Consider the following 13,889-nt stretch of genomic DNA (forward strand, 5'->3'; position numbering starts at 1 on the left):
CGAATATAATTTCCTTATCTTCCTGCCTCTTTTTCAAAGGGAGTCGATAAGGAAAACAACTAAAACAGTGTAGGAAGAGCCTTCACCTCTTTTCTATTTTGCATTCATACTACGAACTTTCTGTAAAGGCAAATAATGGTCACGATCATCAAACGAAACGGACGCAGAGAACCGCTCGATATTACAAAAATCCAGAAGTATACTTCCGCAGCTGTCACCGGGCTCACCAACGTGAGCCAGAGCGAACTCGAAGTCGATGCGCAGATCCAGTTCCGTGACGGTACCACGTCCCGGGAGATTCAGGAGACCCTGATCAAAACCGCTGTCGACAAGATCGATATCGACGCACCAAACTGGACGTTTGTCGCCGCACGCCTGTTTCTGTTCGACCTTTACCACCGTGTGAACGGTTTTACCGGTTACTGCAAACTGGAAAAGTATTTTGAAAAAGGGGAAAAAGAGGGTCGCATCCTGTTAGGCCTGCGTAACAAGTACGACCTCGACGACCTCGATGCCTATATCGACCCCGACCGCGACCTGCAGTTCACCTACCTCGGTATCCGCACCCTCTACGACCGCTACCTGATCAAAGACCGCAGCGGCGACCCGATCGAGCTGCCGCAGCATATGTTCATGGCTGTCTCGATGTTCCTCGCACAGAACGAGGAGAACCCGCAGGAGTGGGCGAAAAAGTTCTATGACATGATCTCCAAGTTCGAAGTCATGATGGCGACGCCTACCCTCTCTAACGCGCGGACGACTCGCCACCAGCTCAGCTCCTGTTATATCGGTTCGACACCGGATAACATTGAAGGGATCTTCGACAGTTACAAAGAGATGGCCCTGCTCTCCAAATTCGGCGGCGGGATCGGCTGGGACTGGACCCAGGTCCGCTCTATGGGTTCGTATATCGACGGCCACAAGAATGCCGCCGGCGGTACCGTACCGTTTTTGAAGATCACCAACGACATCGCCATCGCCGTCGACCAGCTCGGCACCCGCAAAGGGGCCATTGCCGTCTACCTGGAACCATGGCACATGGATATTATCGATTTCCTCGATCTGAAGAAAAACTCCGGCGAGGAGCGCCGCCGCGCCCACGACCTCTTCCCCGCGCTCTGGATCAACGACCTCTTTATGAAGCGTGTCCAGGAGGACGGCATCTGGACGACCTTTGATCCCCTTGAATGCAAAGAGCTCTCCGAAGTCCACGGCGAAGCGTTTGAAAAGCGTTATCTTGAGCTCGAACAGAATGAGAGTGTCCTCAAAGAGCGCCACAAGGCAAAGGACCTCTGGAAACGGATCCTCACAAGTTACTTCGAAACCGGTAGCCCCTTCCTCTGCTTCAAGGACAACGCTAACAAAGCTAACCCGAACGATCACTACGGCATCATCCGCAGCTCGAACCTCTGTACGGAGATCTTCCAGAACACCCAGCCGAACCACTACCTGATCAAACTCAAGTTTGAAAACGGTGAGTGCCTCACCTACGAAGAGGAGGAGCTTGTCAAAGTCGACAGCGGGATCGAGAAACCGGCCAAGAAGGTCACCGCCCTCGACAGCATCGGCGGACAGCAGATCTATATTGTCGAAAAAGAGAAGGTCGACGGCGCGACGGCGGTGTGTAACCTTGCCTCCGTCAACCTCTCCCGCGTCAACACCAAAGAGGACATCGACCGCATCGTCCCGATCGCCGTACGCGCACTCGATAACGTTATCGACCTCAACTTCTACCCGCTGGAGAAGGTCAAACGCACTAACGCACGCAGCCGTTCCATCGGCCTGGGCGTTATGGGCGAAGCGCAAATGCTCGCCGAAGCGGGAGTGAGCTGGGGCAGCCAGGAGCACTTCGACAAGATCGACGAGGTGATGGAAGCTGTCAGCTATAACGCCATCAAGGCGTCATCTAACCTCTCTGTCGAAAAGGGAAGCTACCCCGAGTTCGAAGGTTCCAAATGGAGCCGCGGCATCCTGCCGATGGACCACGCCAACGCCGAAGTCCTCAACCTCGTCGACCGCGGCGGGCTCTTTGCCTCCGCCTACGACTGGGAGAGCCTGCGCGAAACGGTCAAAACACAGGGGATGCGCAACGGTTACCTGATGGCGATCGCTCCCACTTCCTCCATCTCCATCCTCACAGGTACGACGCAGACGATCGAGCCGGTCTACAAACGCAAATGGTACGAAGAGAACCTCTCCGGCCTCATCCCGGTCTGCGCCCCGAATCTGAGTCCGGATACCTGGTCCTTCTACACGCCGGCGTATGACCTCGACCAGACGATCCTCGTCAAAGCGGCCTCTATTCGCCAGAAGTGGATCGACCAGGGGCAGAGCCTCAACATCTTCATTACCCTCGACAAAGCCAGCGGGAAGTACCTCAACGAGATCTACATGCTCGCCTGGCGCCTGGGGATCAAGTCGACCTACTATCTGCGTTCACAGTCGCCGGAAGCGACGAACGACGTCGAAGACCGCTCCATGGAATGCGTGGGCTGTCAGTGAAACCACTCTCGACAGCTTCAGCCGCCTCGCAACTGCTGGAGCGCATCGTGAACGGCGAAGGGGCGATGCTGCGCTCCCTCGCCTTGAACGGCCCTACAACCGCCACCCTCACCCTCTCCGTTCAGGACAAACACCGCGGTTATGACTGGATCGATATCAGCTTTGAAATGAGCGGTATGAACGACGCTAGGCTCGTCGACGACAAACAGCTGGACTTTATCGATACGGATGAAGGTATCACAGTAGTGTTTGAAGATGGGCAGTGGGGATTGGCCGTGGGCCGTTATGCGGGTCTGGAAGCGCTCAAAAGCGCTCCCCTGTATGTTATCGGCGCCTCTTTGAAATACGCAGAGGCGCCCTTCAGCGGGTGATCAGGAGATCACCTTCTCATTATGACGGCGCCCTTCCCGGCTCCGTTTGACTTCGCAGCCCTTGAGTCTGCTGGTCATTTCCTTGGCCTCGCGCTCGGTGATCTCACGGGCTTTGAGTGCATCCTTGATGACGTTGGCGTTCAGATAGACATGCGTCATTTTCGTCTCTCCTCTCTTTGCAGTACGTGACATGTCAATGAGGGTTATCGAGTGTCCCTGTCAGGTTCACAACACGGCACATCTCCGGCGGTAAACAGCTTCATACCATTTGAGACGTCAAAACAGTGTCGAATTGTGGGAGCATTTTTTTCAGCCGAATCTTAATGGTATAACGGATAAGGTAATAAAAAGATAATGTGTAACAATTAGTTACTGTTCGGTTTCACTCTAATCCTGTTGCAAGACGGGTCATAAGGGTCGTGCAGCAGGTTTCGATCATCGTAAAGACTTTTTCGAACCCTTCGAAGCCGGGAAAGAAATAGGGGTCCGGCACGTCTTCACCGCCGTAACCGAAATCGCCCAGTTTGTAAACGTTAGCCATCCCCATGCGTTTGAGATCGGCGACGTTCTTCGCATCCAGAGCGACGATAACGTCAAAAGCGTCCGCATCGCCCGGACACACCTGGCGAGCGCGAAAAGCACCGATATCCAAGCCATGCGCTTTCGCCACCCGGACCGAGTGGTCGCAGGGGGGTTCGCCGATATGCCAGGAACCCGTGCCCGCGGAATCGATCCGCAGTGCCATGCCCTTTGCTTCCGCCTGCGAGCGCAGGATCGCCTCGGCCAGCGGAGAGCGGCAGATGTTACCGAGACAGACAAACAGGATCGAACGCACCGTTAGCCGTTCGTATAGAGGTAACGTTTGATCTTTTTCGTCGGCGTTTTGACGAAGGGTTCGCGCTGCTCGATCACCCGCGCGATACGGGAAAACCTGGAGACGCTTTCGTTTGTCTCTGTTTTGATGCGCTCGAGCAGTTTTTCAATCTCAATGTGCTGCTCCGTCTCGGAGAGCTTCGTGATGTCCATGTGTTCGTCGAGCATTTCGTAATTGAGGTGAATCCGCGCCACGAGCTGCTTTTCGACCTCGTAGACAAGCGCATCCTCGACAAGCTCGTCCTCCATGATCTTCGCCTCGAGCTGCTCGGGATAGATATTTTCGCCGCTGGGACCGAGTATGACGTTTTTGGAACGTCCGCTGAGGAAAAGGTAGCCCTCCGCATCGATATAGCCGAGGTCCTCTGTATTGAACCAGCCGTCTTCGTGCAGCACCTCTGCGCTCTTCTCCGGATCCTTGTAATAGCCGAGCATGACGTTCGGCCCCTTGGCCCAGACCGTCCCGACCCCCTTTTCGTCCGGGTCGGCGATGCGCAGCTCGACCGAGGAGATCGCCGGGCCGATCGCCCCTACTTTCGTCTTAAAAGGAGCGCCGGCCGCGAGCAGGGGCGCCGTCTCCGTCAGGCCGTAACCGATGGCATACGGGAAGCCCGCGTCATCCAGGAAGTGTTCCACCATCGGCGAAAGCGGTGCCCCGCCTATTCCGAAGATGCGCAGCTCGCCGCCGAAAGTCTGCAGGAGCTTTTTCCCGGCGATCTTATGCAGCGCCTTCCGGATGAACGGTACGGCATAGAGGGTCCGCATAAGCGCGTTCTTGTGAAAGTTCGACAGAATGCGGTTCTTGAAGATCTTCTCGATCACCAGCGGAACGGAGAGGATGACCGTCGGTTTGACCTTGGCCATCGCGTCGATGAGGATTTTCGGCGTCGGGACCTTGGAAAGGTAGTAGACGCTGGCACCGTTGACAATGGGGAGCAGGAAGCCGACGGAACACTCATAGGTATGCGCCAGCGGAAGGATGGAGAGGAAACGGTCCTCCGCCACCACCTCGACCACGCATTGCGCAACGAGCGCCTCGAACGTCAGGGCGCGGTGCGTCAGCATCACCCCTTTACTGCTACCTGTCGTGCCGGAAGTATAGATAATCGCCGCCATATCGTCCTCAGAGGGCCTGTAAAGCACGTCAGCGTGTTTAGAGCCCTTTACCCCCTCCTTGACCTTCTGAAGGATCGTAGGACTCCGTTTGGCGAAGGTGGGATCATCACTGAGATCCTCGGTCAGCACCAGCAGAACCAGCGAGGAGAGTATCCCCTCGTCGAGCGCCTCGCGCTTCTTGGCCGATGCGAAGACCGCCTTACTCTGCGAATGGGTGATAATGTGGCGCACTTCATTGTCATGGAAGTCGGGGAGGATCGGGACGATGACAGCCCCCATCGTCGTCACGGCGAAATAGACGACCCCCCAGTTTGGCATGTTTTCACTGCAAAGCGCGACGCGGTCTCCGATACCGATGCCTGCATCGGCCAGGCGCGTCTTCAGCGCGGCGACCGCTTCCCCGAATTCGGTGTAGCTCAGCGCCACGCTCTCATCGACGTTGCGCAGGACGGGCCGCTGGCCGTATTCCGAGACCGAACGCTCCAGCAGTGCGCCGAGCGTCAGTTCCGGCAGCGTGATCTTGAAACGCGGGTCGCTGTTGTGGCGGAAACGCACGCGGATGACGTCCGCAAGTCCCTGGTGCCCCTTCCCTTCGTCCAGCTCGATACTGCACGCTTCAAGCTCCTCGCAGTCGAACCAGGGGCGTTTGAGCTTATCGAAGCTCTTGAGATCATACAGCAGCTCGGGCGCCTTCGGACCGCCGGAGTCGCGTTCGATCTGCGTCGTCGCGAAGAACTCGCCGGCGAACAGGCCGTCATCTTTGACGGCGGAGAGCGCCTTGACAAAGACCGCCGTGCGCAGCGGCTCCTCGAGGTGAAGGTACGAACAGAGCACCGCGTCGTAGCGCTCCTCCGGCTCCCAGTGTGCCAGATCCATGTGCGAGACCTCGACGCGCACCCCCCTGCTCTTTGCCATCTCCTGCAGCTTTTGCAGCCCGACTTCGGACGCATCTATGGCATGGGCTTCAAAGCCCTGCTCCGCCGCGTAACAGGCGTTTCTGCCCTCCCCTTCGCCGAGGAAAAGGATCCGCGCACCCTGAGGGAGTGCATCCATCACCTCTTTGAGGTAGCTGTTGGGCTGGGTACCGTACAGATACCCCTCCCGTGAAAATTTCTCATTCCATACTTTACCGATCTTCATTTCTGAACCCCGTCAAGCACCGGTACAAACGAACACACTTCAAGCTCCTCTTCAATAAGCTGATCGCCTATTTTAACATAGCGCACAATGACCTGGCCCCCATCACGCGTCATCGGAGCGACCAGCACGCCGCGGGGAGCCAACTGATCGATGATCGCCTGGGGAATGTGGTCTGCGGAAGCGGAAAAGAGAATGCGGTCAAAGGGGGCGTAGGCGCTCCAGCCCAGCTGACCGTCGTCTGTGCGGGTGTGGATGTTCGTGATCCCCTCCTCCCGGAAACGTTTTTTCGCCTCGCGCATCAGGGGCTCGATCCGTTCGATCGTAAAGACCCCCCGGAAAAGGTGCGACAGGACCGCCGCCTGGTACCCGCTGCCGCAACCTATTTCCAAGACCCTGTCGGCATCGCTGCACTGCAGGTACTCGGTCATCTTCGCCACCGTCAGCGGGGAACTGATCCACTGTGCCGCCCCGATGGGCAGCGCATCGAGCTTGAAAGCGTGCTGTTTGAAGCCGTTGGGCACATAAACTTCGCGATTCGTCGACGCAATGGCGTCAAAAACGGTGTCGCTGATCTCGAAGCGCTCACGTATCGCCTCGGCCAGTTTTTTGTTTCGCATCGCTGCAATGGCATTCATTATCGTATTCCCGTATCAAGATAGCGGCGCATCTTTTTCACTTCGTCCAGCTCAAACGGCTGTACCAGCAGGGCGTCTGCGCCGTTTCGCACACATTCACCGAAGGGGGTGATGATGCCGCTCTGGCCCGTCGTATCGCTGTTGGCGGTGTCGCTTTGCAGCACGTAGCACTCGTTGGCAACGGCCAGCGCCTGTCCGAGGATGTCGTAGTGTGCGGCACGCAGCCGGCCCCACTGCGCCGGAATGCAGATGATTTCCGCACCGCGCAGCTGCTCCCAGAGCGCTGTAAAACGCAGCTCAAAGCAGACCAGGATGCCGATGCGGATACCCTCCACATCGAAGGGGACGATCGCTTCGGTGCCGCCGGCCGCAAACCACTGCTCCTCCTCCCCGATGCTAAAGAGCTTTGCCTTCGCCTGTTCGTGCAGCAGCGCGCCGTCGTGGTAGACCCGGGCGACGTTGAAGACCCCCTCCTCTTTCCGGACGATCATCGTCAGAATGAGCGTCCGTCCCCGGCTCGCCTTTTCCAGCTCCGGCCCGGCGATCGCTGCAAAGTCCGCTGCCGCGTCAAAGCTGTCGTAGTCGAAATTGGTCAGACAGACCTCCGGTGCCAGGACGATGGCGTTTTCGGGCGTTTCGGCGATCAGGGAGAGTAGAACGGCAAGGTTTTCATCGTAGGTGCGTCCCTGCGTCCCGAAAGTCAGGGAGCAGAGCGGACGCGTCTTAGAAGTCGTCAAAGCTGAGGCTGCCTTTGGAGTAGTTCGTAACGTTGCCTTCGAAGAAGTTCGTTTTCTGGTCGTTGAACTTGGAGAAGTCATCCACCCATTTGATGGGGTGCGAAACGTTGTAAAGCTTCTCGAACCCGACCTTGCTGAGGCGCTCGTCGGCGAGGTACTGGATATACTGCTCGACAATGCCGTCGGTGAGGCCGAGGATCTGCCCCTGGGTGATGTATTTGCCCCACGCCGTCTCCAACTCGACGGCCTGCTTGAACATCTCGTACACTTCAGCTTTAAGGTCCGCAGTAAAGAGGTCCGGACGTTCGCGCTGGAGGGTGTTGATCAGGTTCTGGAACAGCACCAGGTGCGTCACTTCATCGCGCTGGATAAAGCGGATCATCTGCGCCGACCCCAGCATTTTGCCCGAACGCGCCAGTGTGTAGATGTAGGTGAAGCCGCTGTAGAAATAGATCCCCTCGAGAATCTGGTTCGCAAAACAGGCGAGGACGAAGTTGCGCTCTGTCGGCTCCTTCGCCAGACGCTGATAAATGGCGGCGATCGCATCATTTTTCGACTTGAGCATCATATCGCGGCGCCACAGTTCGTAGATCTCCGCGCTGTTTTTGGAGATAGAATCGACCATAACGGCGTAACTCTGCGAATGCAGCGCCTCTTCGAAGGACTGACGCACGAGGATCAGGTTCACTTCCGGGGCGGTGACGTAGGGGTTGACGTTGTCGATCAGATTGTTCGTCTGCAGGGAGTCCATGAAGATCAGCTGCGAAAGCGCCTTGTCGTAAGCCGTCTTCTCCGCATCGGTCAGATTCTTGTAATCGATGGCGTCACGCGTCATATCGACCTCTTTGGGGAACCATGTATTGTTGAGCATCATCTCCCAAAGGTTGTACGCCCACTGGTATTTGATATTGTTGAGCTCGAAAATACCCGTGGGATTGCCCCCGAAAATACGGCGGTCATTGACGTGTTCGTGTGAATCCGGATTGTAGATCTGTTTGCGCTGCATGCTGCTGATTCCTCGTCGTTGTTAAGTAAACGATTATGGCGAAAGTGAGGTTTGAAATGCTTTAAAACGCAGGATATTTATCGGGAAAAAATCGGGGGTGCCCGGAAGCGTGACGCCCGGGCGGATCTGTTGGAAAAAACGGTTATTTTTTGCTGCGGTCGTTACGCTTGCGCTCGTTTTCCGTCAGGTAGCGCTTGCGGATACGGACATTCTCCGGTGTGACCTCGAGCAGTTCGTCGTCCTCGATCCACTCCAACGCTTTTTCGAGGTTCATATCGCGCGGCGGTACCAGTTTGATCGCCTCATCGGCACCGGAAGAACGGACGTTGGACTGCGCCTTGCCCTTGATCGGGTTGACGGTGAGGTCGTTGGAACGGGCGTGCTCGCCGATGATCATCCCTTCGTAGACCTTGTCCTGCGGTTCAATGAACAGGACGCCACGGTCTTGGAGGTTAAAGAGCGAGTAGGCCATTGCAACACCGCCCTCCATGGAGATCAGCGCACCGTACTGGCGGCTTTCGACCGTACCGGAGTACGGGCGGAACTCGAGGAAAGAGTGGTTCATAACCCCCTCCCCTTTCGTATCGGTGAGGAACATACCGCGGAAACCGATCAGGCCGCGTGCAGGGATCTCGAACTCGATACGCGTATACCCCTCGCCCATCGGCACCATCGACTTCATCTCCGCCTTACGTTTACCGAGGCGCTCGATGATCGTACCGGAGAAGTCGTCCGGGGTATCGATGACGAGGTGCTCGAACGGTTCGCACTTGACCCCTTCGATCTCTTTGACGATGACTTCCGGACGGCCGATACCGAACTCATACCCTTCGCGGCGCATGTTCTCCGCCAGGACGGTGATCTGCAGTTCGCCGCGGCCGGAAACCTTGAACTTCCCTTCGCCGATCGTCTCAAGGCGCATCGCGACGTTCGTGGTCATCTCCGCCTCGAGGCGGTCTTTGATCTTGTTGGACGTGACGTGTTTACCCTCGGTACCCGCCAGCGGCGAGTCGTTGACGGAGAAGACGACGGAGAGGGTCGGCTCTTCGATGTGCATCGGGTCCAGCGGCATCGGGTTCGCCGGGTCGACGACGGAGTCACCGACGTCGACGGTCTCGAAACCGGCAAAGGCGATAATGTCGCCCGCTTCCGCCTGATCGATCTCCATGCGGTTAAGACCGTGGAAACCGATCAGCTTGCTCAGACGTCCTTTGACCATCTCGCCGTCGGCTTTGGCCAGCATGACGCTGTCGCCCTTCTTGATGGTGCCGTTGAAGATACGTGCGATCCCGATCTTGCCGACGTAGTTATCGTAGTCCAGGGTAAAGACCTGCGCCTGCGCCGGGTTGCCCGCGTCGCCTTCCGGCTCGGGGATCTCGTTCACGATCGCTTCGAAGAGACACTCGAAGTTGCCGTCCTCGTCGCCCATGTCCATCTTCGCGATGCCGTCGCGCGCTGCGGCGTAAACGATCGGGAACTCCAGCTGCTCTTCGCTGGCTTCCATCGCGACGAAGAGGTCGAATACCTCGTCGACGACGCGATCAGGCTCTGCCGCCGGCTTGTCGATCTTGTTGATGACGACGATGGGCTTCTTGCCCAGGGCGATCATCTTCTTGACGACGAATTTCGTCTGCGGCATGACACCTTCGTAGGCGTCGACGAGCAGCAGAACGCCGTCGACCATTTTCAGGACACGCTCAACCTCGCCGCCGAAGTCGGCGTGGCCCGGGGTGTCGATGATGTTGATCTTGTGCTCTTTGTAGCGGATCGCCGTGTTTTTGGAAAGGATGGTGATCCCGCGCTCTTTTTCGAGGGCATTGGAGTCCATCGCACGTTCATCGACATGCTCGTGGGACGTAAAAGTGCCCGACTGGCCCAAAAGCCCGTCGACCAGCGTCGTTTTACCGTGGTCGACGTGCGCGATTACGGCAATGTTTCTGATTTTTTGCAAGGGGGGTTCCTTCATGAGGCGACTGCGCCCATTAAAATTTTTCGCGATTATACCGAAAAAGGAGTTAGAAAGGGGTGTGGCCGTTCAGATACGGCCGTAGAGTTCGTTGTAAAGCTTCATCGCGAAACGGTCGCTCATCGAGGCAATATAGTCGGCAACGACCCTGTGGTGGGCCCGGGAGTCGGTCTGCGCGAAAAAATACTCCGGCATCATCTTCGGCTCCGCCGTCAACGCCGCGTAGAGCCCCCGGATCGCCTGTTTGCCCGCGAACATGTGGCGCAGGATTTTTTTGTGCTGGTAAAGATCGCGGTAGAGCAGCTTTTTAAGCTTCTTGATCTCCGTCTCCAGCGCCGGTTCAAACCCGATCGGCAGCGGTTCGGAAGAGGGGAGGCGTTCCGGTGCCGCTGCCGCGACCCGCGGCTGCGAATACGCGAGCATCGAATAGACGAGATGATTGATGAAGTGGGAGCTGAAGCGGTAGCGGAACATCTCGTCGTCACGCTCGTCGATCCCCTCGTCATAGACCTTCTGCAGGATTTCGGCGATCAGAGGATTCCCGCGGAGGCTGTCAAAGGATATCAGCCCCGAGTGGACCCCGTCGTCGATGTCATGGCTCATATAGGCGATTTCATCGGCCCGGTCGACGATCATTGCCTCGACGGAGGGGTGCATCGTGAGATCAAACGCCGTGTCGATCCATTTGGGCAGAAAAGCTTTCTTGTAGGGGTAGGAGTGCTTGAGAATCCCTTCGAGGGTCGCGAAGGTGAGGTTGAGGCCGTCGAAGGTCCTGTAGCGCTTCTCCAGCGCCGTCACGACCCGGAAGCTCTGGAAATTGTGCTCGAACCCGTTCGCATGGCCGTCTTGCTTGAGGCACTCGTCAAGGGTATCGCCGCCGACATGGCCGAAGGGGGTATGGCCCAGGTCGTGGGCGAGGGCGATCGCTTCGGCGAGCGGTTCGCGCAGGCTGAGCTCCGCCGCGATCGAACGGGCGATCTGGCTCACTTCGAGCGAATGGGTAAGGCGGGTACGGAAAAAATCCCCCTCCTGGTTCAGGAAAACCTGGGTCTTGTACTCCAGCTTGCGGAAACTGCCCGAATGGATAATGCGGTCACGGTCACGGGCATAGGGAGCACGGAAGTCGTCCTGAATGCCGTGAAATCGCGCGTCGGGTCTCATTCGCTAATCTTGTAACCCTTCTCTTCGAGGCACTTGATGCATTCAGGCTCGACGTCTCTCGGGAAAGCCGCCTTGGCTGCCGCTTCATCCTCGGCCGGACCGTAGAAACGGCACTCCTGCATATCCTGATGAATCTGCTCCTGCGAGTACCCCTCCGGACACATCATTCCGCCGACGCGAATACTCTTGGTCGAACAGCCCGCCAGGCCGATCAGCAGCGCCAGCGCCGCAATGGCAATACGCATCATATCTCCCTCTTGTAATCTTCAAATTCCAGTTTCCAGACCTTGATCCCACAGAAGTGGTCCCCTTCCGGGCAGGTCGGCCGTATTTTCATCGCGAAACGTGTCGCGCAGGGCGGCAGCAGCTCCTCGGCTCCCGGCACGCCCATGGCGCGCAGCTGTTTCACCTGGCCGTAGACGATATCGAATATCTCCTCCTGGGCATTGTAGCAGAGCCGCATCTGCGCCTTGTGATGGAAGGAGGTGAATTCGTCCCGCTCCACCAGTTCGATCTCGTGGGCGTTACTGAGCGCGTAGGCCGCCTCGCCGAACCCGAGCAGCTCCCGCTGCACTTCGAAAAAGTCGTAGCTCCGCGCGATCGCCCGCTCGTAAATGGAGAGCGCTTCGGGATTTTTCGCGATGATCGGCGGGGTATAGGCGTTCCGGGCGTAGATCGATTCCAGGGCAGGGCGCACGGCCGGGGAGCGGCGGTGGCGCTGGTTCTGCGCATCGGCCGAGAGCGAGAGGCGGGTATAGGTGGAAAACCCGCCGAGCACGCCGCTGTCGGGCAGCATCTGCGAGAAGCGCAAGACGTCCGCATAGTTCTCGTTGACGTCGAAGGCCGCGTCGCCGACGATGTCGTACACCTTGACGGCTTCATTCGTTACGCCGATTTTCGCTTTGTGCGCCGCCATATCGAAGTCCGGGAAGACCGGGGCGGCTTCCCTGGCATGTTCCACCAGCGGCGCCAGCGACGCATCCATCTTCACGAGCGCCTCCGCGATGATCGCGGCGAACTCCTCCGCCTCGGCGCGGCACTCGGGCATCGCTTTGGCCACGGCGATGTAGCGCAGAAGGGTGATGATGTTGACGGTATGGTAAAGGTAGGCACTCATTCCCCCGGGCAGGACGTACCGGGCCATCTCCTGCGCCTTTTTGCGGCTGTCTTTCCTTCTGAACTTCGGCACGACCGCCTCGACGTCCGGCAGCAGCACTTCGATGAGCTGTTCGTAATCGTCAAAACAGTGCTGGTAGTACGCTTCCCAATCGCTGCGTTCTCCCGCCGCGGGATAGACGAAGTTCTCGATCTTCATCTTCGCGTAACGCTGGGAGACCTGTTCGGAATTGTAGAAGGGGTGCGCGTGCAGCAGCCGCCAGATCAGGTGACGGCTCATCCCCGAAATAAGCATCGTGACATGCGTATGCATCAGCGTCGTGTGATGCCCGCCCTTGAAGATCCCCTGGAGCAGGTCATCTTTTCTACTCCAGGAGGCGCTGGCGTCGGGGGTGACGATGCCGTTGGGGAAATAACAGGTCCGCGCGGCGGAAACCGCTACGTTCGAGGGGGTATCGACTTCGAGGAATTCAACCTGCATCCTGACGCTCCGCAAATGACAAATTGGGGTATTGTACCATCGGTACTTGAAAGCAACGGCGGCGGCGAAAAAATGCCGCTTCCCTTTCAGCTCGGCCGCTTATCTGCCGCGTTCCCCGAAAAAACTGACGGCAACGTAGATAATGCCGAAAATCACCGGCGCGACGATCAGCCAGGTCATGGGATCCTCGTACAAAACGGCATAATCCTTGATCCACTCCATCATCTTGTCTCCTTTTTCGCGAGTCTGACCCGCTGGGCATGGGTAATGGCCACCGCGATGGCATCCGTGATGTCGAGCGGTTTGATCTCCCGGGTGATGCCCAGCAGCCGTTTCACCATGAAAGCGACCTGCTCCTTGGCCGCTTTGGCTTTGCCCGTCAGCGCTTTTTTCACCTGCAGGGGAGTATATTCGTCAAACTGTCCGAACTCCTGTAACAATTTTAACGTAATCGCACCGCGGAACTGTGCCAATTTTATCACCGTTTTTGGATTGTGCGCATAAAAGATATCTTCCATCGCCACTTCGTCGATCTGGTGCGCCCTGAAAAGCTGCTCGAGCGCCTCCACCATCTGGGGAATCTGCAGCTGCAGCGCTTCGGGTTTCATTTTGATCAGGCCCGCCTCGATCAGCCGCATCTTTGCGCCGTCGAGTTCGAGCAATGCGTATCCGCAGTTGCGCGTCCCAGGGTCGATTCCGAGAATTACCACCTATTTTTCCCCCTGTGAAAAAAGTTATTCACCTGTGAATCCTTTTTGTAAAGCCCCATGTTTACGCTGCTTGAA

General features: G+C 57.4%; 14 protein-coding genes. 2 read left to right on the plus strand and 12 right to left on the minus strand.

Annotation, left to right across the window (positions count from 1 at the left end; all coding sequences use genetic code 11):
• Positions 1-135 precede the first annotated feature (135 nt).
• Positions 136-2,502 (plus strand): ribonucleoside-diphosphate reductase subunit alpha, encoded by a 2,367-nt coding sequence (locus WCX72_RS12945; RefSeq protein WP_345970164.1) that lies wholly within the window; start codon positions 136-138, stop codon positions 2,500-2,502.
• Positions 2,499-2,873: a hypothetical protein gene (locus tag WCX72_RS12950; protein WP_345970165.1), complete on the plus strand. Its 375-nt coding sequence runs from the start codon at positions 2,499-2,501 to the stop codon at positions 2,871-2,873. The genes WCX72_RS12945 and WCX72_RS12950 overlap by 4 nt, the downstream gene beginning before the upstream one ends.
• Here WCX72_RS12950 and WCX72_RS12955 read toward each other — a convergent pair whose 3' ends face one another.
• The 12 genes from WCX72_RS12955 to ruvC form a co-directional block, all read right to left on the minus strand.
• Positions 2,874-3,032, minus strand: coding sequence for a hypothetical protein (locus tag WCX72_RS12955; protein ID WP_345970166.1), 159 nt, complete (start codon positions 3,030-3,032; stop codon positions 2,874-2,876).
• A gap of 223 nt (positions 3,033-3,255) precedes the next feature.
• On the minus strand, positions 3,256-3,708 hold the full coding sequence (locus WCX72_RS12960) for a low molecular weight protein-tyrosine-phosphatase (protein ID WP_345970167.1): 453 nt from the start codon (positions 3,706-3,708) through the stop codon (positions 3,256-3,258).
• Positions 3,709-3,710: 2 nt separating this feature from the next.
• The gene (locus WCX72_RS12965) at positions 3,711-6,002 is read right to left on the minus strand and encodes an AMP-binding protein (RefSeq protein ID WP_345970168.1); all 2,292 of its coding nucleotides are present in this window, start codon (positions 6,000-6,002) and stop codon (positions 3,711-3,713) included.
• Positions 5,999-6,637, minus strand: coding sequence for a protein-L-isoaspartate(D-aspartate) O-methyltransferase (locus WCX72_RS12970; RefSeq protein WP_345970169.1), 639 nt, complete (start codon positions 6,635-6,637; stop codon positions 5,999-6,001). The genes WCX72_RS12965 and WCX72_RS12970 overlap by 4 nt, the downstream gene beginning before the upstream one ends.
• Positions 6,637-7,374: a carbon-nitrogen hydrolase family protein gene (locus tag WCX72_RS12975; RefSeq protein ID WP_345970170.1), complete on the minus strand. Its 738-nt coding sequence runs from the start codon at positions 7,372-7,374 to the stop codon at positions 6,637-6,639. Before WCX72_RS12975 ends, WCX72_RS12970 begins: the two co-directional genes overlap by 1 nt.
• Entirely contained in the window at positions 7,361-8,380 is a 1,020-nt protein-coding gene (locus tag WCX72_RS12980) for a ribonucleotide-diphosphate reductase subunit beta (RefSeq protein WP_345970171.1), read from the minus strand. Before WCX72_RS12980 ends, WCX72_RS12975 begins: the two co-directional genes overlap by 14 nt.
• 142 nt (positions 8,381-8,522) lie before the next feature.
• Positions 8,523-10,331: a translational GTPase TypA gene (gene typA, locus WCX72_RS12985; RefSeq protein WP_345970173.1), complete on the minus strand. Its 1,809-nt coding sequence runs from the start codon at positions 10,329-10,331 to the stop codon at positions 8,523-8,525.
• Positions 10,332-10,415: 84 nt separating this feature from the next.
• Positions 10,416-11,507 (minus strand): dGTP triphosphohydrolase, encoded by a 1,092-nt coding sequence (gene dgt / locus WCX72_RS12990; RefSeq protein ID WP_345970175.1) that lies wholly within the window; start codon positions 11,505-11,507, stop codon positions 10,416-10,418.
• Positions 11,504-11,755: a hypothetical protein gene (locus tag WCX72_RS12995; protein ID WP_345970177.1), complete on the minus strand. Its 252-nt coding sequence runs from the start codon at positions 11,753-11,755 to the stop codon at positions 11,504-11,506. Before WCX72_RS12995 ends, dgt begins: the two co-directional genes overlap by 4 nt.
• A complete protein-coding gene (locus WCX72_RS13000) occupies positions 11,752-13,104 on the minus strand; it encodes an FAD-dependent thymidylate synthase (RefSeq protein WP_345970178.1) in 1,353 nt (450 codons plus the stop codon). Before WCX72_RS13000 ends, WCX72_RS12995 begins: the two co-directional genes overlap by 4 nt.
• Before the next feature lie 99 nt (positions 13,105-13,203).
• Entirely contained in the window at positions 13,204-13,329 is a 126-nt protein-coding gene (locus tag WCX72_RS13005) for a hypothetical protein (RefSeq protein ID WP_255707353.1), read from the minus strand.
• On the minus strand, positions 13,326-13,814 hold the full coding sequence (ruvC, locus tag WCX72_RS13010; protein ID WP_231019525.1) for a crossover junction endodeoxyribonuclease RuvC: 489 nt from the start codon (positions 13,812-13,814) through the stop codon (positions 13,326-13,328). The genes WCX72_RS13005 and ruvC overlap by 4 nt, the downstream gene beginning before the upstream one ends.
• Positions 13,815-13,889 lie beyond the last annotated feature (75 nt).

It is taken from the genome of Thiomicrolovo immobilis (genome assembly GCF_039645955.1).
GTDB lineage: Bacteria > Campylobacterota > Campylobacteria > Campylobacterales > Sulfurimonadaceae > Thiomicrolovo > Thiomicrolovo diazotrophicus.